This window comes from Kitasatospora sp. NPDC127111, assembly GCF_042677465.1.
Lineage (GTDB): Bacteria > Actinomycetota > Actinomycetes > Streptomycetales > Streptomycetaceae > Kitasatospora.
On sequence record NZ_JBHXTG010000017.1, the window covers coordinates 104,622 to 124,012 of the forward strand.

Annotated in this window: 17 protein-coding genes; 7 read left to right on the top strand and 10 right to left on the bottom strand. The window is 74.9% G+C overall.

The genetic code is table 11. From position 1 onward, the window contains the following. Window positions 1–30: 30 nt before the first annotated feature. A complete protein-coding gene (locus tag ACFVHB_RS14040; protein WP_380320190.1) occupies window positions 31–2,793 on the bottom strand; it encodes a SpoIIE family protein phosphatase in 2,763 nt (920 codons plus the stop codon). A gap of 253 nt (window positions 2,794–3,046) precedes the next feature. Between ACFVHB_RS14040 and ACFVHB_RS14045 the strand changes: the two genes are divergently transcribed. From ACFVHB_RS14045 to ACFVHB_RS14060, 4 genes are all read left to right on the top strand, one after another. Continuing rightward, complete coding sequence (locus ACFVHB_RS14045) at window positions 3,047–4,213, top strand: rhodanese-like domain-containing protein (protein ID WP_380320193.1); 1,167 nt, start codon at window positions 3,047–3,049, stop codon at window positions 4,211–4,213. 106 nt (window positions 4,214–4,319) lie between these two features. After that, the gene (locus tag ACFVHB_RS14050) at window positions 4,320–5,045 is read left to right on the top strand and encodes a DUF5819 family protein (protein WP_380320196.1); all 726 of its coding nucleotides are present in this window, start codon (window positions 4,320–4,322) and stop codon (window positions 5,043–5,045) included. Beyond that, the gene (locus ACFVHB_RS14055) at window positions 5,042–6,379 is read left to right on the top strand and encodes an HTTM domain-containing protein (protein ID WP_380320199.1); all 1,338 of its coding nucleotides are present in this window, start codon (window positions 5,042–5,044) and stop codon (window positions 6,377–6,379) included. Before ACFVHB_RS14050 ends, ACFVHB_RS14055 begins: the two co-directional genes overlap by 4 nt. 45 nt (window positions 6,380–6,424) lie before the next feature. Next, complete coding sequence (locus ACFVHB_RS14060) at window positions 6,425–7,192, top strand: TrmH family RNA methyltransferase (RefSeq protein ID WP_380320202.1); 768 nt, start codon at window positions 6,425–6,427, stop codon at window positions 7,190–7,192. Here the strand turns inward: ACFVHB_RS14060 and ACFVHB_RS14065 are convergent. The 9 genes from ACFVHB_RS14065 to ACFVHB_RS14105 form a co-directional block, all read right to left on the bottom strand. After that, window positions 7,189–8,517, bottom strand: coding sequence for a peptidoglycan-binding protein (locus tag ACFVHB_RS14065; RefSeq protein WP_380320205.1), 1,329 nt, complete (start codon window positions 8,515–8,517; stop codon window positions 7,189–7,191). The genes ACFVHB_RS14060 and ACFVHB_RS14065 overlap by 4 nt on opposite strands. 233 nt (window positions 8,518–8,750) lie before the next feature. Next, window positions 8,751–9,668 carry a pyridoxamine 5'-phosphate oxidase family protein gene (locus tag ACFVHB_RS14070; protein ID WP_380320208.1) on the bottom strand — a complete coding sequence of 306 codons (918 nt, stop codon included), beginning with the start codon at window positions 9,666–9,668 and terminating at the stop codon, window positions 8,751–8,753. Between the two features lie 33 nt (window positions 9,669–9,701). Further along, window positions 9,702–10,169, bottom strand: coding sequence for a VOC family protein (locus ACFVHB_RS14075; RefSeq protein WP_380320211.1), 468 nt, complete (start codon window positions 10,167–10,169; stop codon window positions 9,702–9,704). Window positions 10,170–10,255: 86 nt separating this feature from the next. After that, on the bottom strand, window positions 10,256–11,209 hold the full coding sequence (locus ACFVHB_RS14080; RefSeq protein WP_380320213.1) for a PfkB family carbohydrate kinase: 954 nt from the start codon (window positions 11,207–11,209) through the stop codon (window positions 10,256–10,258). A 123-nt stretch (window positions 11,210–11,332) separates the two neighbouring features. Then, window positions 11,333–12,079 (bottom strand): CPBP family intramembrane glutamic endopeptidase, encoded by a 747-nt coding sequence (locus tag ACFVHB_RS14085; RefSeq protein WP_380320216.1) that lies wholly within the window; start codon window positions 12,077–12,079, stop codon window positions 11,333–11,335. Beyond that, window positions 12,076–14,628: an MMPL family transporter gene (locus ACFVHB_RS14090; protein ID WP_380320219.1), complete on the bottom strand. Its 2,553-nt coding sequence runs from the start codon at window positions 14,626–14,628 to the stop codon at window positions 12,076–12,078. The genes ACFVHB_RS14085 and ACFVHB_RS14090 overlap by 4 nt, the downstream gene beginning before the upstream one ends. Further along, the gene (locus ACFVHB_RS14095; protein WP_380320221.1) at window positions 14,625–15,563 is read right to left on the bottom strand and encodes a class I SAM-dependent methyltransferase; all 939 of its coding nucleotides are present in this window, start codon (window positions 15,561–15,563) and stop codon (window positions 14,625–14,627) included. The genes ACFVHB_RS14090 and ACFVHB_RS14095 overlap by 4 nt, the downstream gene beginning before the upstream one ends. After that, window positions 15,560–16,177 (bottom strand): hypothetical protein, encoded by a 618-nt coding sequence (locus ACFVHB_RS14100; RefSeq protein ID WP_380320223.1) that lies wholly within the window; start codon window positions 16,175–16,177, stop codon window positions 15,560–15,562. Before ACFVHB_RS14100 ends, ACFVHB_RS14095 begins: the two co-directional genes overlap by 4 nt. Next, complete coding sequence (locus ACFVHB_RS14105) at window positions 16,174–17,373, bottom strand: aminotransferase class I/II-fold pyridoxal phosphate-dependent enzyme (protein WP_380320226.1); 1,200 nt, start codon at window positions 17,371–17,373, stop codon at window positions 16,174–16,176. Before ACFVHB_RS14105 ends, ACFVHB_RS14100 begins: the two co-directional genes overlap by 4 nt. Before the next feature lie 649 nt (window positions 17,374–18,022). On the opposite strand from ACFVHB_RS14105, the gene ACFVHB_RS14110 reads away from it, so the two are divergent. From ACFVHB_RS14110 to ACFVHB_RS14120, 3 genes are read left to right on the top strand one after another with little or no spacing between them, the layout of a single operon-like run. Further along, window positions 18,023–18,553 (top strand): TetR/AcrR family transcriptional regulator, encoded by a 531-nt coding sequence (locus tag ACFVHB_RS14110; RefSeq protein ID WP_380320229.1) that lies wholly within the window; start codon window positions 18,023–18,025, stop codon window positions 18,551–18,553. Window positions 18,554–18,577: 24 nt separating this feature from the next. Next, entirely contained in the window at window positions 18,578–18,910 is a 333-nt protein-coding gene (locus ACFVHB_RS14115) for a DMT family transporter (RefSeq protein WP_380320232.1), read from the top strand. 33 nt (window positions 18,911–18,943) lie between these two features. Then, complete coding sequence (locus ACFVHB_RS14120) at window positions 18,944–19,375, top strand: DUF5360 family protein (RefSeq protein ID WP_380320235.1); 432 nt, start codon at window positions 18,944–18,946, stop codon at window positions 19,373–19,375. Window positions 19,376–19,391: the final 16 nt, after the last annotated feature.

Genomic DNA, 19,391 nt, shown 5'->3' on the forward strand with positions numbered 1-19,391 from the left:
GGGCCGGAGCCCGCACCCGGTCGTAGGGCCCTAGCCGGGCGGTAGCGGGAGTTCGAACCAGACCACCTTGCCGACCGCCTTGCGGGCGGTGCCCCAGCGCTCGGCGAGCTTGGTGACCAGGGTCAGCCCGCGCCCGGTCTCGCCGAGCTGCTCGGCCGGCTCCAGGGACGGCAGGTTGTGGTTGTCGTCGCTGACCTCGACCAGCAGCTTGTCCACCCGGATCAGCTGCAGCTGCACCTTGTCCCGGGCGACCCGGACGGCGTTCGTCACCAGCTCGCTGACGAGCAGTTCGGTGGTGTCGGAGAGCCCCTCCAGGTGCCAGGCGGCCAGCTGCTCGCGGACCAGGGCGCGGGCGCGGCGGACCTCGCGCTGGTCCACGGTGAGGTTCCAGGTGGCCACCTCGGTCGGCGCGACGCCGTCGAAGCGGGCCACCAGCAGGGCGACGTCGTCCTTGCGGTCGTCCGAGTGGAGCCGCTCCAGCACCACGTCGCAGGCCTGCTCGGGGCTCTGCCGCGGGTCGATCAGGTTGCCGCAGAGCGCGGCCAGCCCGGCTCCTATGTCACCGCCCCGGACCTCGACCAGGCCGTCGGTGCAGAGCACCAGCATCGAGCCGTCGGAGACGTCGATGGTCTTGGCGACGAACGGCACGCCGCCGACGCCGATCGGCGCGCCGGCCGGGATCTCCAGCAGCTCGCCGCTGCCGTCCGGGTGCACCAGCACCGGCGGGACGTGGCCCGCGCTGGCCAGCTCGCAGGTCCGGTTGATCGGGTCGTAGACCGCGTACAGGCAGGTGGCGAGGTGGTCGTCGCCGAGCTTGTGGGCCAGGTTGTCCAGGTGGCGCAGCAGCTGGCCGGGCGGCAGGTCGAGCGCGGCGAGGGTCTGCATCGCGGTGCGGAAGCGACCCATCGCGGCCGCCGAGTGCAGGCCGTGTCCCATCACGTCGCCGACCACCAGGGCGACCCGGCTGCCGGGGAGCTGGATCGCGTCGAACCAGTCGCCGCCGACCTCGGCCTTGGAGTCGCCCGGCAGGTAGCGGTGGGCGATCTGGACGCCGGGGATCTGCGGCGGGCGGGTCGGGATCATCGAGCGCTGCAGGGTGGTGGCGACCCGGGACTCGGCGCGGTGCAGCCGGGCGTTGTCCAGCGAGAGCGCGGCGCGGGCGGCCAGCTCCTTGAGCGTGGCCGCGTCGCCCTCGTCGAAGGAGGCCCGGTCGGGCAGGCGGAGCAGCTTGAGGATGCCGAGCACGGTGCCGCGGGCGGAGAGCGGCACCACCAGCATCGAGCGGCCGGAGACCACGGAGGCGAGCCGGGGGCCGCCGAGCGCGGCGGCGTAGTCGACCGCGACGTCCGCGCTGACCACCGGGACCAGGACCGGCTGGTTCTGCTGGAGCGCCATGCCGGGCGGGGTGCGGCGGGGCATGGCGACCAGGGAGCCCTCGGCGAGGACGTGGTCCCACTGGCCGGCGGACTCGTTGTAGACCAGGGCGACCCGGCGGAGCATGGTGTCGTCGTCCGGCCGGGCCTCGGGCAGCTCGGAGTCGGAGATCAGTCCGTCCACCAGGTCCACGCAGGCGAAGTCGGCGACCCTCGGGACGAGCACCTGGCACAGCTCGTGCGCGGTGAAGCCGAGGTCCAGCGTGGTGCCGACCTTGCCCCCGACCTCGCCCAGCAGGGCCAGCTGCTCGCCGGCCTGGCCGTTGGTGAGGAACGGGCCGAACCGGCCGGCCGGCGGGGTGCCGCCGTCCGCTCCGGCCGGCGCGGGGATGCCCGCGGGTGGGGCGGGGACGGTCGTGGGTGGGGCCTCGTCGCTCCGGCGGACCTGGTGGCGGTCGGCGGACGACTCGACGGCGGCCTGCTCGATGGTGGCGCCTCCTCTGGGCGGGGCCGGAACGGCCGGGGCGCCCGTCGGCGCGCCGCCCACCGCGCCGGCGGGGTGGGCGGCGGCCTCGCGCTGGGCGGGCAGCGGCCCGGTGGGCTGGCCGGCCGGGCGCCGCCCGGGGGCGGGCTGTTCGGGCTGCGGCGGCGGGCCGAGCCGGGCGGCGCGCTGCTGGGCGGTCGGATAGCGGCGGCCGATGCCGGCGGCCGCGTGCGCGGTGGCGGTCGGCGGATCGGCCGGCAGGACGGGCAGCACGGTGGAGCGGTCCAGCCGCAGGGCGGGCAGGCCCGCGAGGACCAGCCGCGCCAGCTGCTGCTCCCGGCGCTCGGCGGAGCCGGCCGGCAGCAGCCGGGCGAACGGTTCGGGCACCGGCCGGCCGGGCGGGGCGAGGGTGGCGGAGAGCCGGTGGAAGCCGCCGTGGGCGGCGGACACCGGGGCGAACGGCAGCAGCCGCTCGCCGAGGGCCAGCCGGGGGCCGGCCGAACGCAGCGGGCGGGCGTCGGCGGCCAGGGCCAGCAAACCGCCGCCGGCCGAGGGGTAGGCCCACCAGAGGACGTCGCGCGGGTGGTCCTCGCGGTCGGTCACCGGCAGCTGACCGGCCCAGGGGCGGCCGTCGGCGGTCAGCTCGGCCAGCGACTCCAGCGCGTCGCGGCGGTGGCCGGCGGCGGGACCGGGGACGCCGCGCGGACCGGCGACGGGGAGCAGCCCGGCGGCGGGGCGGTCGCAGGTGACCTCGGCACGGTGCCCGAACAGCTCCTCGGCGGCCCGGCTCCACTGCGCGATCCGGCCGGCCCGGTCGACCAGCACGAGGGCGAGCCTGACCAGGGCGACCACGCCTGACGGCAGGTCACCCGACGCGGCGTCGGGCCCGGCGGTGGTGGCCGCCGGTCGCGGTGTGGAGTTGGGCTCGTCCACCATGGATTCGGTCTGCTCCCGCCTGGCCGCCACGCCTGGAGGCGGCCGTTTCTCTGGAGGAAGGCACGCTGTGCGGATACCAGCGAAGCACGGACAGGGCCGGGCTCGATAGCGAAACGGGGAGATTCATCAGTATCAGTTGCGTGTCACTCGGCGTGCGCTGCGCCGCACTCCCCGTTCACCCCGACGGGTGCGGTCCGCGCGAGGGTAGGGTGGCAGGCCGGACCGAGCGAGCAGGACCAGACGGAGGCGAGAAGTGACCGCGCAGAGCCCCGTCCGCTGGACGGACCCGGAGCAGCGGGAGTGGGAGGAGCGGGTCGCCGCGGCCGAACTCGCCTGGCTCACCATGGACGTCGACATGCAGACGCTGCGGGTCGAGATCGACAACTTCGCCCTGATCCACCACCAGCTGCTCGGCCCGCTCTACGCCCGGCTGGACGAGCTGGACGCGCTGATCGCCGAGACGGTGGCCGCCCGCACCGGGCACCCGGAGGACCTCCGGCGGGCCGCCGAGGCCCGGCAGCGGGTGGACGAACTCCCCGACCTGGAGGCGCTGTTCGACAGCGTCCAGGAGCAGCGGGACGCCCCGCCGCCGCCGGCCGCGCCGGCCCGGGTGCGGCCCGGCCGGGACGCCCAGCGGATCTACCGGGACCTCGTCCGCCGCGCCCACCCCGACCTCACCACCGACCCGGCCGAGCAGGAGCGCCGGGCCGCCTTCCTGGCCCGGGTCAACGAGGCCTACGCGTACGGCGACACCACCGCGCTCGCGGGTCTGGCCGCCGAGTGGTCCACCGCCCCCGAGGCGGCGCCCGCGGTGGACTCCCCCGACCGGCTCGGCTGGCTGCGCCGCCGGCTGGAGTGGCTCAACGCCAAGATCGCGGAGACCGCCGCCGAGCACGTCCGGCTGGAGAACACCGCGATGGGCCAGCTGCTCGCGCTGGCCCCGCAGGACCCGGACGGGCTGCTGGAGGAGCTGGCCGAGCAGCTGCTGGCCAAGGCCGCGGCCCAGCAGGCCGAGCTGGAGCGGCTGCTCGGCGGGCAGCAGCCGGTGGGGGACAATGGGGGAGCCGAGACCGAGCCCCAGGAGAGCCAGACGATGTTCGCCCAGATCCCCACCACCGACGCCGCCTCCGTGCCCGCCGACGCCGTCCTGCTGGACGTCCGGGAGCAGGACGAGTGGGACGCCGGGCACGTGGACGGCGCGCTGCACATCCCGATGGGCCAGCTGCTCGCGCGGATCGGCGAGCTGCCGGACGAGAAGCTGTACGTGCTCTGCCGGGTCGGCGGGCGCTCGGCGCAGGTCGTCCAGTACCTGGTGCAGAACGGCCGGGACGCGGTGAACGTGGACGGCGGCATGTACGCCTGGGAGGCCGCGAGCCGTCCGATGGTGTCCAGCGGCGGCCAGGACGCCTACGTCCTGTAGTCCCCGGCCCGGTTAGGGCAGGATGGGCGCGCGACCGAGCCGGGACCGGACCGGCGGCGCGCCGTCCGGGCGGAGGCACCTCCCGGCCGAGGCTGGGGGAGAGTTCATGCCCGAGAGCGCCGGGAGCGCCGGGAGCACCGACCGCGCCGACTGCGCCGACCGCGCCGTGGAGGACGCCGGGCCCGCCGACGCGCCGTCCGGCGGACGGCGGTGGTCGGCGCCGGCGCTGACCGTGCTCGGCGCGGCCGGCGTGCTGCTGGTCGCGGCCACCGGGCTCTTCCTGGCCGCGGTGTTCCTGCACGTGGCCCCGCCCAACTCGGTCTCCCGGCAGTACCGGGAGCAGGTCGACGGCGTCGTGTACCCGGAGTTCGAGCAGAACTGGAAGCTGTTCGCGCCCAACCCGCTGCAGCAGAACGTCAGCCTGGACGCCCGGGTGCGCACGGTCGTCGACGGCGGCGCCACCCGGACCCACGACTGGTTCGGGCTGACCGCCCGGGACATCGCCGCGATCCGCGGCAACCCGGCGCCCAGCCACGCCGACCAGAACCTGCTGCGCCGGGCCTGGGACTTCTACGAGGGCTCGCACAACGCGCAGGACGACTCGCCGACCAACCCGCGCGGCAAGCTCGCCGAGCAGTACCTCAAGCGGATCGCGCTGCAGCGGACCGGCCGCAGCGTCGAGGGCGAGCGGATCCTGGAGATCGAGTTCCGGGTGACGGCCGTCACCGTGCCGCCGCCGGGCTGGAGCGGAGAGGCCGCCCCGCCCGCGCCGAAGGTCCGCGAGCTGCCGTGGTGGCCGGTGAACGACGAGGACTACCGGGGGCTCGGGTGAACGAGGTGACGCCGTCGGCCGGACCGCAGCGGCTGCTGGAGGAGATCCCCCGGCAGCCCGCGCCGCTCCCCGCCCCCGCCCCGGCCCCGCGCCGGGCCGGCCCCGGCCCCGTCGAGCTGTGCGCGCGGGCCCTCGCCGCGTTCACCGGGCGGGCGCTCGGACCGCACCAGGCGGCCGCGGTGCGGATCGGCTTCGGCCTGGTCTGGCTGGCCCACCTGCTCCGGGAGTGGCCCAACCGGCGGCTGCTGTACGGCGACACCTCGCCCTGGTCGCTCGACCTGGCCGAGCGGCTGCTCGCCGACAACCGCGCGCTGACCGTGTTGCCGTGGTTCGGCGGTCGGCTCTGGTTCGAGCTGGTCTACCACCTGGCCGTGCTGGCCGCCGTCGCGGTGGTGCTCGGCTGGCGGACCAGGGCGAGCGGCGTGCTGTTCCTGGTCACCGTGCTGTCCCTGCAGAACCGCAACGTCTTCCTCGGGGACGGCGGCGACAACGTCGTCCACCTGATGGCGGTCTACCTGGTCTTCACCCGCTGCGCCGAGGTCTGGTCGCTGGACGGCCGGCGGACCGCCCCCGGCCGGACCGGGGTCGTGCTCTGGGCGGTGCTCGGCGTGCTGCTGCTGGTCTGCGGGCTCGGCGCGTTCTCGGGGGAGAGCCTGACCTGGACGGCCGCGGCCTTCCCGTACGTCGGCTGGGCGCCGGTGTTCTGGGGGCTCTGGGCGGTGGCCGGCCTCTGGTGGGTGCTCGGCCGGCTGCGGCCGGACGGCGAGCCGCGCGCGGTGCTGGACGCGCTGGCGAACATGGTGCACAACTGCGCGATGCTGGTGATCGCCGCCGAGGTGGTGCTGATCTACGCCACGGCCGGCTGGTACAAGGTGCAGGGCTCGCGCTGGCAGGACGGCACCGCGCTCTGGTACCCGCTGCACCTGGACTACTTCACCCCCTGGCCGTCGCTGTCCGGGCTGGTCGGCTCGGCGCTGCTGCCGGTCTTCCTGGTCTCGTACGGGACGGTGATCCTGCAGGTCGCCTTCCCGTTCACGCTGGTCAGCCGGCGGGTGAAGAACGCGCTGCTGGTGGTGATGATGACCGAGCACCTGGGCATCGCGGTGCTGCTCGGGCTGCCGGTGTTCTCGCTGGCGATGGTCGCGGCGGACGCCGTCTTCCTGCCGACGGCGGCGCTGCTCTGGGTGGCGGCGCGGGCGGGCCGGACCGGCGCGTGGCTGCGCGGCTTCCTCGGCCTGCGCCGGGCCGGGGCACCGGGGCTCGGTGCGGGGCGTGCGGAACCGGGGCTCGGTGCGGGGCGTGCGGAACCGGACGGGGGCTCTCCCCTCAGCTGACCGGCGCCACCGGCCGGCCGGAACGGGTCTGGCAGAGTGAGCCGCATGAACGACGAGCTGGTGCGGGCCTGGCGGGCGGACGCCCGGGTGCCCGGGACGGTGCTGCTGGACGGGTTCCACGCGCTGAAGCACGCGCTGCGCTTCGGCGGGGCCGTCCGGCAGGTGCTGACCGCCGACCGCGCCGCGCTGCTGGCGCTCGCCGACGAGCTGGCCGCGGACGTGCGGCCCGCGCTGGACGGGCTGGCGGTCGAGCTGCCGGAGGCGGAGCTGCGGACGCTGGTGCCGCGGCTGCACCCGACCGGCGTGGTCGCACTGGCCGCCCGGCCCACCGCCGAGGCCAACCTGGCCGCGCTCGCCCGGCGGCCCCGGACGGCGCCGGTCGTCCTGCTGGAGAACCCGCGCAACCTCGGGAACGTCGGCGCGGTGATCCGGCTGGCGGCCGGCTTCGGCGCCACCGGCGTGGTGACCACCGGCGACCTGGACCCCTGGCACCCCACCGTGGTCCGGGGCAGCGCCGGCCTGCACTTCGCCACCGCCGTGGAAAGGCTGGCCCTGCCGGAGCTGCCGGCCGGCCCGCTCTACGTCCTGGACCCGGAGGGCGCGGACATCCGGACGCTGGCCTTCCCGGACGACGCGCTGCTCGCCTTCGGCACCGAGCGGCACGGCGTCTCGGCGGAGCTCAAGGCGCGCGCCGACCACCTGGTCGCGGTGCCGATGGAGCCCGGGGTCTCCAGCTTCAACCTGGCGACCAGCGTGGCGATGGGCCTGTTCCACTGGATGTCCGGGCGCCCGCCCGGCGGGCACAGGCCCTAGGAGAACAGCAGCTTCCAGGTGTCCGGTCCGGGGTAGCCGTCGGCCTCGGTGCCGCGCCAGCCCTGGGACTCCTGGAAGGCCTGGACGGCCCGCCGGTCGCTCTCCGTCCAGCGCGGGCCCGGGCCCTCGGTGTAGAAGCGGCCGAAGCCCTTGCGGACCAGCTGTTCGCCGAGCTGCCGGACGAAGTCGTTGTCCGCGCCGGGGGCGAACTCGGCGGCGCCGGGGAAGGCGGGCGCGCCGGAGCCGGCCGGGGGCGGCGGCGGGCTCGGGGTGGCGGCGTCGATGTCGCGGCCCTTGTGGTTGACCAGGTAGTCCCAGGTGTCCTTGCCCGGGATGCCGTCCGCCTCGCTGCCGCGCCAGCCCTGGGCGAGCTGGAACGCCTCGGTGGCCCGGCGGTCGCTCTCGCTCCAGCGCGGCCCGGGGCCGTCGCCGTAGAACCGGCCGCCGCCGCGCTGCACCAGCAGCTGGCCGAGCCTGGTGACGTGGTCGTTGTTCGCGCCGGGGCCGAAGCTGTCGGTGCCGGGGAAGGCGGTCGGGGCGGTGGCGTCGCTGCTGCCGCCGCCGCTCAGGGCCGTGAAGCGGTACGGGACGTAGGAGGCGGAGTCGGACCAGTAGGCGTACGGGGTGTCCCGTTTGGTGGTGCCGGGGGAGGTCTGCTCGTAGGCCAGGTAGCGGGTGTGCGCGGCGTCCGTCCAGCCGCCGAAGAGCGTGACGTGCGAGCCGCCCTGCGGGCTGGCCGGGTCGTTGTGGACGAGGATGTCGCCGGGCTGGAGCTCCGCCTTGGTGATCCGCTCGGCGAAGTCGGGCAGCGTCCAGGTGGTCTGGCTGCTGTCCAGGCCCCAGGCCATCGAGACGAAGCCCGAGCAGTCCTGGCGGTAGCCGTCCGTCCAGTACCGGCTCATGCTGTACGGGACCTTCTGGTCGACCCAGTCCTGTGCCCGCGCGAGGATCCGCGCCCGGGTGACCGGCAACGCGACGGCGCGCGGGGCTGCGGATTCGCGCTCCTCGTCGCCGTAGAGGCCGCTGACCTCTCCCTGCGGGCTGGTCGGCGGCCGGGCGGCGGTGCTGCCGCCCGGGGTCGGGGCGGGGGAGGCCGTGGCGGCGGCGGCCCCGGCCGCGCCGCCGCCGAGGGCGGTGCCGACCGCGGCCATCAGCACGGCGGCGCGGCGGCGGATGCTGCGGGCCGCGGCGTGGCCGCCCTCGTGCACCGGGGCGGCGTGCAGCCGGGCCCGGCGGCGGGCGCCGCAGCCCGCGCATATGCAGTCGTCGTCCGGTTCGACGTCCTCGAACTCGGGCAACGCGGTCAGTGGGTCGGTTCGGGTCATCTCCGCCTCTTTCCCGGTCGGCCCTGACGGCTCGACAGGACCGGCCTTCCCGGGCCGGTAGCGCGGGTCATCGGGACCAAACTCGCAAAGCGGACGGGTGTTCGGCGCGGCGGATTGCGCCGCGCGGGTGACGTCCGTTCAGCGGCCCGGGCGTGGCGCGGGCGGCGGGAGGGCGGTGGCCGACCTTGCGGGTGGTCAGGCTCCGGCCCGGTGGCCGACGGGCGGACGCCGGGTCAGGCGGCGGCGGGCGGGTTGGCGGGCGAGTACTCGGGATCGGTCCAGGTCAGCGGGGTGGCGTCGGCCAGTTCGAGGACGCCGGTGACGGTGAGGTCGACCACCCGCTCGGCGCCCGGCAGGCCGGCCGCCGCCTGCTCGGACCAGTCGGTCCGGGCCTCGCCGGTGACCAGCAGTGCGCCGCCGGTCCCGAAGTCCGGGAGCAGCAGCCCGGCGCGCGGGTCGAGCTCCAGGTTGCCGAGGGTCATGAACATGCTGTTGCCGGCGTACTCGGGCCACTGCAGCCGGTCCGGTCCGAGCACCCGGAGGAAGCCGGGGTTGCCGCCCCGGTGCGAGGCGTCCACCCGGCCGTCCGGGCCGGCGGTGGCGATGAAGAAGGTGTCGGCGGTCGTGACGGCGAGCTGCTGGGCGGTGGAGAGCACCGACCCGGCGGCCACCGCGTGCGGGGAGCCGGCGGCCGGGCGGGCCTGCGGCCGGCGGCGCTGGATGTACTTCGGGCAGTTGGCGTAGACCTGCTCGGCGGCGATCACCAGGCCGCCCCGGCCGTCCGGCGCGGAGCGGCCGTTGAGCCGCATCCGGCGCCGGCCGGCCGGATCCAGGGCGATGGTGCCGACCTCGGCCGGGCCGCCCAGCACCTCGGCCAGCGGGTCGTCGGCGGCCGGGCGGGCCGCCACGGTGAGGGTCCGCTCGTCGGCGGCCCGGAGGAAGCCGGGCTCGCCGGTGAGCTGGGTGGCCCAGAGCCGGCCCTCGGCGTCGGCGGCGCCGACCACGAGGACCTGCCGCTCGGTCAGGAAGCGGGCGGCCACGGCCGGGATGGTGCTGCCGATCGACCGGCCCGAGTGGTCGGCCCGGTCGCGGCGGCCGGCCCTGGCCTGCACCGCGCGCTCGCCCGGGTGGTAGGGCGTCGTGCCGTTCACGGCGTGCCTCCTGTCACCTGGTCGGGGCCGTGGTTAGAAGAACCCGCAGGTCGGGGCGGCCTTGGTGGGGGCGGCGGCCTCGGTCTCGTCCACGCCGTGCGGGGTGTAGACCTCCAGCCGGATGCCGTCCGGGTCGGTGAAGAAGATCCCGCCGGAGGCCGAGCCCTCACGGTGCGGGACGACGCCCTCGTACGCGAACTCGGCGCCCAGCTCGCGCAGCACCCGCTCGGCGGCGCGGACCTCGTCCAGCGAGTCGACCTGGAAGGAGAGGTGGTGCAGACCGGGGGCGGCGGTGGCGAAGTCGCCGGTGCTCTGCTGCCAGAGCGTGATCACCAGCTTGCCGTCGCGGCCCAGGAAGGCGAAGCGGCGGTCCGGGTCGGTGCCCTCGTTCACCAGCTCCAGGCCGAGGGCGCGGCGGTAGAAGGCGACCGAACGATCCAGATCGGTGACGTTCAGGCCCACGTGGCCGGTCTGCAGGGTGCTGCTGGTGGTGCTGGACATGCCTGCTCACTCCCCGGGCTGGGCGTCCGGAGGGACGCCATAGTTCTAACCTGTGAAGTGAACAGTAACGGTTAGGTGATGGCGCGTCAACCAATGTAGGTGTCTGTAGGGGTTAGATAGGTCTCGGTGAGCCGCTCCCGGAACCCCTCGGCGGTGAAGAGGTAGTCCTGGCTGCCGGCCGACTCCAGCGCGTACGCCGCCAGCACGCAGCCCATCCGGGCCGCCTCCTCGTCCGGGAGGCCGTCGGCCCGGCCCGCCAGGTAGCCGGCCCGGAACGCGCCGCCCGCCCCCGCGGTGTCCGGCAGGCGGCTGATCGGGGCGGCCGGCACGGCGACCGAGGACTCGTCGGCGTAGTCGATCCAGACCCCCTCGGGGCCGAGCGTGGTGATCCAGGTGCCGACCCGGCGCAGCACGTCCTCCGAGGTCCACCCGGTGTGGTTCAGCAGCAGGCTGCGCTCGTGGCGGTTGGTGACCAGGCAGTCCGCCCCGGTCAGCACCGCCTCGGCGCCCTCGGCGCCGAGCTCCTCGGCACGGCCGGCCGCGTCCACCAGGAAGGGCAGGCCCAGGCGGCGGCACTCGTCGGCCCGGGCGGCCATCAGCGGTGCCGGGGCCGGGCCGAGGAAGACCAGACCGACGCCCTCCGACCAGCCCTCGGGGCCGGGGGCGGTGTCCTCGGCCAGCGCGCCGGGGTGGAAGGAGGTGATCCGGTTCCGGTCGGCGTCGGTGGTGTCGAAGGTGCGGGCGGTCGGCCGCTCGGCGGAGACGTGCACCAGGGAGGTGTCCACCCCGGCCTCCTCCAGGCGGGCCCGGTAGTCGCCGAAGTCCTTGCCGGCCGCGCCCAGCAGCAGCGGTCGGCGGCCGAGCCGGCCGAGCCCGTACGCGACGTTGGCGGCCACGCCGCCGTAGCGCACCTCCAGGTCGTCGACCAGGAAGGAGAGCGAGAGGTGCTTGAGCTGGGCCGGCAGCAGCTGGTGGGTGAAACGGCCGGGGAACGTCATCAGGTCGTCGATGACGATCGGGCCGGTGACCGCGATTCGCATGGGGATACCTGCCTCACCGTGGGGTGTCCGGAGGAACTGGTCGGGCCGGGGAAGGCGGCTCAAGGGAAGGCGGCTCAGGGGAAGGCGGCTCAGGGGCGGGGGGTGTCGTGCTCGGGCGTCCGCTCAGAGGGCCCAGAGGACCCAGCCGAGGAGCAGCAGGTTGGCGGTGCCCTGGGCGAGGGCGCCGGCCAGGGCCGAGCCGGTCCAGGCCCGGCAGATGCCGAGGGCGAGCCCCATGGCGAAGACGGACGGCAGGACCCCGCAGATCACCCGGGTGTCGAAGGGGTGGAGGCCGTAGTCGCCGAGGTGGACCAGGGCCCAGGCGGCGGCGGTGGCGGCGATCGCGGCGGCCGGGCCGCGGGTGCGCTCTACCGCGTGGAACAGCACGCCGCGGTAGCAGACCTCCTCCACCAGCGGCACCAGGACGCCCATGCAGAGCACCATGGCGGCGCCCGCCACCACCGGTGCGTCCGGCGCCATCTGCCGGAACAGCTCCGGGATCAGCGCCGTCCAGTTGCCGTCGCCGCGGCCGAAGGCGGCCCGGGTGGCGAAGACGGTGCCCGCGTAGGCGAGCACCACCAGGCCGGTGCCCGCCAGGGCGGGCCGGGCCCGGAACCGGCGCAGGCCGGCGGCGGCCCGCCCCGGCCGGTCCAGGACGGCCAGGACGAGCGCGCTCAGACCCACCGACAGGACCATCAGCGGGACGGCGAACGCCCCCGCGATCCGGACCGAGGCGAGCACGGCGAACAGCAGGGCGGCCGAGGCGAGCGGTGCCTCGCGGTGGTGATCGCGCAGGCGGCGGACGGTGCGAGCCCGTCCGGTGGCGGGCTCGGGGGGCGCGGACGCCGCCACCGGACGGTTCGCGGTCATCGGGGGGCCACCTCCGCCACCGCGGGTGCGCGGCGCAGCGAGGGCAGCCACCAGTTGTAGCGGCGGAACAGCAGCAGGGTCGCCGGTACGAAGAGCATCCGGATGAGGGTGGCGTCCAGCAGGACGGCGAGGCCGAGGCCGGCGCCGTACTCCTGGAGCATCACCGTCGAGGAGAGCGCCATCGTGCCGAGGCTGCCCGCCATCACCAGGCCGGCCGCGTTGATCACCCGGCCGGTGTCGACCACCGCGCCGATGGTGGCGCTCTCCTGGTCGGCCCCGCCGCGGACCAGGTCCCGGACCCGGGTGACCAGGAAGATCTCGTAGTCCATGCCGAGGCCCATCATCAGCACGGTGAGGAAGATCGGCAGGTCGTCGATGATCGCCCGGTCGAGCCAGAAGTGGAAGATCAGCACGGTGATGCCGATCGCCCAGACGTTGCTCATCATGATCGTGAGGATCAGCCGGATCGGGATCAGCAGCGACCGCAGGGCGACCACCAGCATCACGAAGACGCCGAGCGAGACCAGCCCGATCATCTGCCAGAAGCTGGAGTCGAGCGCCTCGCCGTACTGGCGGTCGACCTGGGTCGCGCCGCCGACCTGCAGCGCCCCGACGTCCGTCGCGGCCGCGGTGACGTCCTCGATCCGGTCGACGGTGCGGACGGCGGCCTCCGAGTACGGCGGGTCGGCGAGCTCGACCACGATCCGCAGCGCGCCGTCGTCGGCCAGGTAGTCCCGCCGCACGTCGGCGGTCAGGGCGTCGACCTGGTCGGCGGGCAGCGGGGAGCCGAACGGCCGGGTGACCGCGGAGACCCGGGAGACGCCGGGGACGGCGGCCAGCTCGTCGGTCAGCGCCGTCACGGCGGTGCGGCCGGTGGCGGTGAGCCGGTGCGACGCCGGGTCGACCACGCCCGCGGCCGGCCGGGCCACCACCACGGTGGGCAGCACGGCGGAGTCGCCCCACGTGCCGGCGACCAGCTGGAAGCCGGTCCTGGAGTCGGTGGCCGGGCTCAGCGCCACCGGGTCCGCGGTCGACCGGTGCTGGGCGGTGATCACCGCGAACGGGACCGTGACGACGGCGAACACCAGCACGATCGCCACCTTGCGGCGGCGGGCCAGGTCCGCGGCCCGGGCCAGGTGGCGGCCGAGTGCGCTGCCGTGCTCCAGGTCGGCCAGCGGGCCGCGGCCGAGGGCGAAGAAGCGGTCGCCGAGCAGCCGCAGCAGGGCGGGCGTCAGGGTGAGCGCGGCGAGCAGCACGATGGGGATGCCGATCAGCCCGCCGTAGCCGAGCGGCGGGATCCAGTCCACCGGCGAGAGCAGGGTGGCGCCGAAGGCGAGGACCACCGCGACCGCCGCCAGCAGCATGGACTCGCCCGCGTGCGCGGTGGCGTGGACGGCGGCCTCCCGGGGCGGCCGGCCGGCCAGGCGCTCCTGCCGGTAGCGGGAGGAGAGCAGCATGCTGTAGTCGACGCCCGCGCCGAGCATCACGAAGTTCATGATGGTGACGGTGAACTGGGTGAGCGTCACACCGTGGCCGAGCGCGAAGAGCGCGGCCTGGCTGACCGTCATCGCCAGGCCGATCGCGGCCACCGTCAGGACGGCGGGCACCACGGCGCGGAAGAACAGCAGCAGCACCACGAAGATGATCGCGTAGGCGACCGTCTCCATCAGCGCGTTGTCGTCCTCGGCCTTCTGGTAGGTGTCCTTGATCAGGGCGAGTTCGCCGGTGACGTGGGCGCTGACGTCGGGGCCGGCGCCGACGTCGCGGAGCGTGCCGTCGATCGCGGAGCGCAGCCAGTCGACGTCCGGGTCGTGCCCGGCCTGCTTGGCGAAGCTGACGGTGACCAGGGCCGCCCGGCCGTCCTTGGCGAGCAGCCGGTCCACCGCCTCGGCGGGGACCGGCACCGGGAAGGCGTGCCAGTCGGTGCCGGCCGCGAACCCCGCGGCCAGGCCGGGCAGCGCCTCGTCGTCGGCGGCCACCGCGCGGCGGGCCAGGTCGGCGAGCCCGGGCGGGACCTGGCCCGCCGCCACCGCCGCGTCCACCGCCTGGCGGCGGGCCTCCGGGGAGGTGCCGGCCTGGGCGTCGGTCAGCTGCCGGTCCAGCTGGACGCGCAGCTGCTTCAGGTACTCGGTGGTGGCGTCCCGGAACACGGTGTACGCCGAGTTGGACTGCCGGACCTCGCCGGTGCGGATCTTCTCGGCGATCCGGCCGTCCAACTCGGCCAGCAGCGTGCGCAGTCGGTCGCTCCGGACGTCCGGGGCACCGATCGCGACGATCGACTCGCGCTGCGAGCGGTCCGGGAAGGACTGCTCGACCAGCTGGTCGGCCCGGGCGCTGCTGGTGCCCGGGACGACCTTGGAGGCGCCCTGCTTGGTCAGGACGTCGCTGAGCTGCGAGGAGAACGGGAAGCACAGCGCGATGACCACCGCCCAGACGGCGAGCACGGTCTTCGGGTAGGCGGTGAGCACCCCGGCGACGCGCAGCAGGCGGCGCTGCGTCGCGCCGTGGGTGGTCTCCTCCGCGGGCGGGGAGGTGACGGTCTCGATCATGCGGTGCCGACTCCCTCGCGGTGCCGCCCGCCCGGGCCGGTGCCGGCCGAGGTGGTCACCGGGCTGGTGCCGGTGACCACGGCGAAGGTGTGCCGCAGCTCCAGCGGGCCGTGCTTGGCGACGTGTTCGGCGAGCCCGTCCCGGATGAGGTCCAGGGCGTGCTGTTCACGGCGGTGGTCGACGGCGTCCTTGAAGCCGGCCGCGGCGCCCGAGCGCTGCACCCATTCCAGCGCCGCCTCGGGGGTGTCCGCGGGCAGCACCTGGTGGCCGTCGCGCTGCACGTCGACGGTCAGGCCGGCCTTGGCGAACCAGCGGCCCACGGTGGCGGCGTCCTTCGGCAGGTTGACCCGCACCAGGCCGGTGAGCAGCGACGGGTCGGCGGCGAAGACCTTCTCCAGCTGGTCGATCAGGGTCTTGAGGGCGTCGCCGCGGGTCTCGATCACCATCACCCGGCCGCCGGGGCGCAGCACCCGCTTGACCTGCTCCAGCAGCTTGACCGGCTTGCTGTAGCAGATCGCCCAGCCGATCACGACCAGGTCGGCGGAGGCGGTGCCCCGGCTGCGCAGGAACTCCTCCATGTCCCCCTCCCGCAGGGACACGTCGAGCTCGGGCGAGCGCAGCACCACGGGCTGGACCTTGGCCTGGGCGACGGCCAGCATGCCGGGCGACTTGTCCACCGCGTGCACCGAGCCGCGGCCCTCCAACCGGCGGACGATCTCGTGGGTCAGGTGCCCGGTGCCGCAGGCGAGTTCGAGCACGTCGTCGCCGGGACGGATCACCACCTCGCTGAGCGCCGCGATCGAGTGGACCCCCATGACCGGGCTGAAGTACGTGTCGTAGCTGGAACTCGCGGCGTCGTAGTCGGGGGTCGGGTCGGCGTGGGTGCGGCTCAGGTGGAGACGCAGGGCACGCGCGGCGAGTCCGAGGCGACTCATGACTGGCTCCTTCGGGAGTGGTCGGTTTCCAGGCCCTCCGCGGCCGGTGCCGCGGAGGCGACGAGCAGGAGGCCGGCCAGGCCGGCCAGGGCGCCGAGGACGGCCGCGGACACCGAGGGGGCGGCCGCCCCGGCGACGGTTCCGGCGGCCAGGGCGGCGAAGGCGGCGGCTCCGGCGGGAGCCCGGAGGCCGGCGGAGCCGGTTGGTCCGGGCGCCACCGCGGCGGTGAGCGCCGCGAGGGCGGTGACGAGGGCCGCCAGGACGGGGCTGGCGGCGGTGGCCGAGGCGGGCAGGGCGGCGCCGAGCAGCAGCAGTCCGGCGGCGGGGGCCCGGTGGGGCGGGCCCGGGAGCAGCCGGCCGGCGAGGGGGCGGCCGGCGAGGGGACGGCGGAGCAGGCCGGCCGCTAAGGCCAGCCCGATCCCGGTGGCGGCGGCCGCGCACCAGGGCCAGTCGGGTGACCCGCCGCCGGCGGGGGGAAGACCCGCGCCGAGGACGGCGCCGGCCGATCCGCCGGCCAGTGCGGCGACGGCCAGGGCGACCGGCGGCGCGACCGGTACGGCGGCCGGGGTGGCGGCCGCCGTGGTGACCGGCGCGGGGCCGGAGGGGCGGTTCACGGGCGGGCGGCGGCCGAGTCGGCGAGCTCGGCGAGTTCGGCGAGGCCGGTCACCTCGTCGGCGGCGTCCGGCTCGTCGTCCCGCAGGAACATCTCCGCCTCGGCGCTCAGCTCGGTGATCACCCGGTTCAGGTGCTCGGTGGTGTGGGTGGCCATCACGCTGAGCCGCAGCCGGGGCGAGGCGGCGGGCGGCACCACCGGGTTGGTGTAGACGCCCCTGTCGATGAGCCGCCGCCAGAGCAGCAGGGTGTCGATGACCCCCCGGGTGCGCAGCGGGATCACCGGGGTGCTGCTCTCGCCCGGGCTGATGCCGGCCGCGCGCAGGCCGTCCCGGAGGTAGTCGGCGTTCTGCTGGGCCCGCTCGGGGCGCCAGGGCTCCTCGCGCAGGATGCGCAGCGCGGTCAGCGCGGCGGCCATGCTGGCCGGGGTGGCGGAGGCGCTGAAGATCAGGCTCCGGGCGTGGTGCTTGACGTAGTGGATGACGTCCTCGTCGCCGAGCACGGCGCCGCCGAGCGAGGCGAGGGACTTGCTGAAGGTCACCGTGATCAGGTCGACCTGGTCGGTGAGGCCGAAGTACGAGCAGGTGCCCCGGCCCTGGTCGAGGACGCCGAGGCCGTGCGCGTCGTCGACGATCAGGCGGGCGCCGTGGTGCTTGCAGACCTCGACGATCTCCGGTAGGGCGCAGAGGTCGCCCTCCATGGAGTAGACGCCGTCGACCACGACCAGCTTGCCCATCCCGGCGGGGACGGCGGCCAGGCCGCGGTCCAGCGAGCGCGCGTCGTTGTGCCGGAAGCGGCGGTGCTTGGCGCCGCTGAGCACGCAGCCGTCGACGACGGAGGCGTGGGCGTCGCGGTCGGCGAAGACGACGTCGCCGCGGCCGGCCAGGGCGCTGATGGTGCCGAGGTTGGCCTGGTAGCCGGTGGAGATGACGGCCGCCGCGGGCTTGCCGTAGAAATCGGCGAGTTCGCGCTCCAACTGGTCGTGGAGGTCCAGGTTGCCGTTGAGGAAGCGCGAGCCCGTGCAGGACGGGCCGTAGCGGTCGAGTGCTTCGGCGGCGGCCTTTCTGACCCGGGGGTCGGAGGTCAGGCCGAGGTAGTTGTTCGAGCCGCACATCACCAGCTCACGGTCACCCAGGGTGACGGTCGTGCCCTCGTGGCCGGTGAGCGGGAGGAAGTAGGGATAGATCCCCGCTGCCATGGCATCCCGGGCGGCGGTATAGCCGGATACCTTGGAGAATATGTCCACCAGAGTCCCTCAAATTCGATGATCGGTGTATTCGGCGCATCGGTTCACACGAATTTTGATCCTGGTTCGAAAAGCAGCGCCCGTTCTGTGGCAGGGCCGGCCGGGGCGAAAGGGGGCGAGACCGTGCGGAGGCGTGCCGGAGGCGTGCGCGTCGTTGCGCAACGTGCCCCGGGCACGGAAGGGTGTCGGGCCGGGGCGGCGTGGATGGGCCTGCGTTAAGGTTGACGTGGCCCTATCATTGCCTGCTGTGGCCTTGTTGACGAACTGTCAGCTGCGGCTCGGAGTGGCCGACGTGTGCGGACATCGTCGAATCCGTACGTCTCGCATGATCCCCCGTGGATGTCGAGCAGCGTTCCCCCTGGCGCGGTGGAAATCACCGGCGCCGCTTCTTCGATCATCATGCAAATGAATCTTGCAGCTGGCCGCCGGCGATCCGCCGGGCCTCCCCGGTTTTCGGCCGAGGAAACGTAAGCACGCCTCATTCCAAACTGTCAACACCCTTCCCTTTCGGGCATCCGGGATTTCCGGTCCGCTCCGCGGGCGCTCTGCTAGGCTGAGTCCGACCGTCTGGACGGTCTGTAACACGGAGAGAGGGAAGACGGTGCGTGATCACCTGCTCGACGCGGTCGAGCGGCTGCTGGTGCGGGGAGGGCTCGACGCGGTGCGCCTGGACGCGGTGGCCGCGGAGGCCGGCGTCAGCAAGGGCGGGCTGCTCCACCACTTCCCCAGCAAGCGGGCGCTGGTCCAGGGGGTCGTCGAGCGGCTGGCCGACCGGTTCGAGGCCGTCCTGCCGGGCCCGGACGCGCCGCCCGGCGCGTTCGCGCTCGCCTGGCTGGACGCCAGCATCCCGGAGGAGTCGCCGGCCGGGGACACCAGCGGCGTCGACCAGGTGCCGGCCGCACTGCTCGCCGCCGCCGGCGGCCCGGAGGTCCTCGGGGTGCTGCGGGCCCGCTACGAGCGCTGGCAGCAGCGGCTCACCGAGGACGGGCTGGACCCGGCCGTGGCCACGCTCGTCCGGATGGCGGTGGACGGCTGGTGGCACGCCCGGCTGCTCGACCTCACCCCGCCGCACGACGAACTGCACCGTGAACTTCGCGACCTGCTGGTCGAACTCATCGGCGGCAAGCGCTAGCCGCCACAGGACGGGGGAACGGACATGACGGCGTACCTGCTGGTCGGCGCGGCCATCGCGGCCGAGGTGACGGCGACACTGGCCCTGCGGGCCTCGCACGGACTGACCAGGCTCGCCCCCAGCGCGGTCGTCGCGCTCGGGTACGTGGCGGCCTTCGTCCTGCTCGCCCAGGCGCTCAAATCACTGAACGTGGGGCCGGTCTACGCCGTCTGGTCGGGGCTCGGCACGGTCGGCGCGCTGGTCGGCGGTGCGGTGGTCTTCGGCGAGCCGGTCAAGCCGGCCTCGCTGATCGGCGCGGCGCTGGTGGTCGGCGGGGTCGCCGTGATGTACCTCGGCGGGGGGCTGGCCCACGAGTGAGCACCTGAGTGAGCACCTGACGGAGGAGGGTCCATGAGCGACACCCCCGCCACCCGGGGCAGGGTGCTGCGGTTCACCAAGGCGTCCATGATGGTCACCGACGTCGGCTTCCTGGCGTACTGGACGGCCACGCTGCTCGCGCTGATCCCGGCCGAGTACGCGTACAAGGACTACCTGAACCCGGTGCTCAGCGACTGGAACTACTCGTTCGTCCTGCTCGACGTGCTGGCCAGCCTCACCGGGCTCACCGCGCTGCGCCTCGGCCGCCGCGGGTCGACGGCCACGGCGCAGCCGCTGATGCTGCTCTCGCTCGCGCTGACCAGCACCGCGGGGCTGCAGGCGGTGGCGTTCTGGGCGCTGCGGGGCGACTTCTCGCCGGGGTGGTGGCTGCCCAACCTGTTCCTGCTGCTCTTCCCGATCCCGGGGATCGTCTCGCTGGTCCGGTCCTCGGCGGCCCGTTCCTGACCGGCCGCCCCGGGGC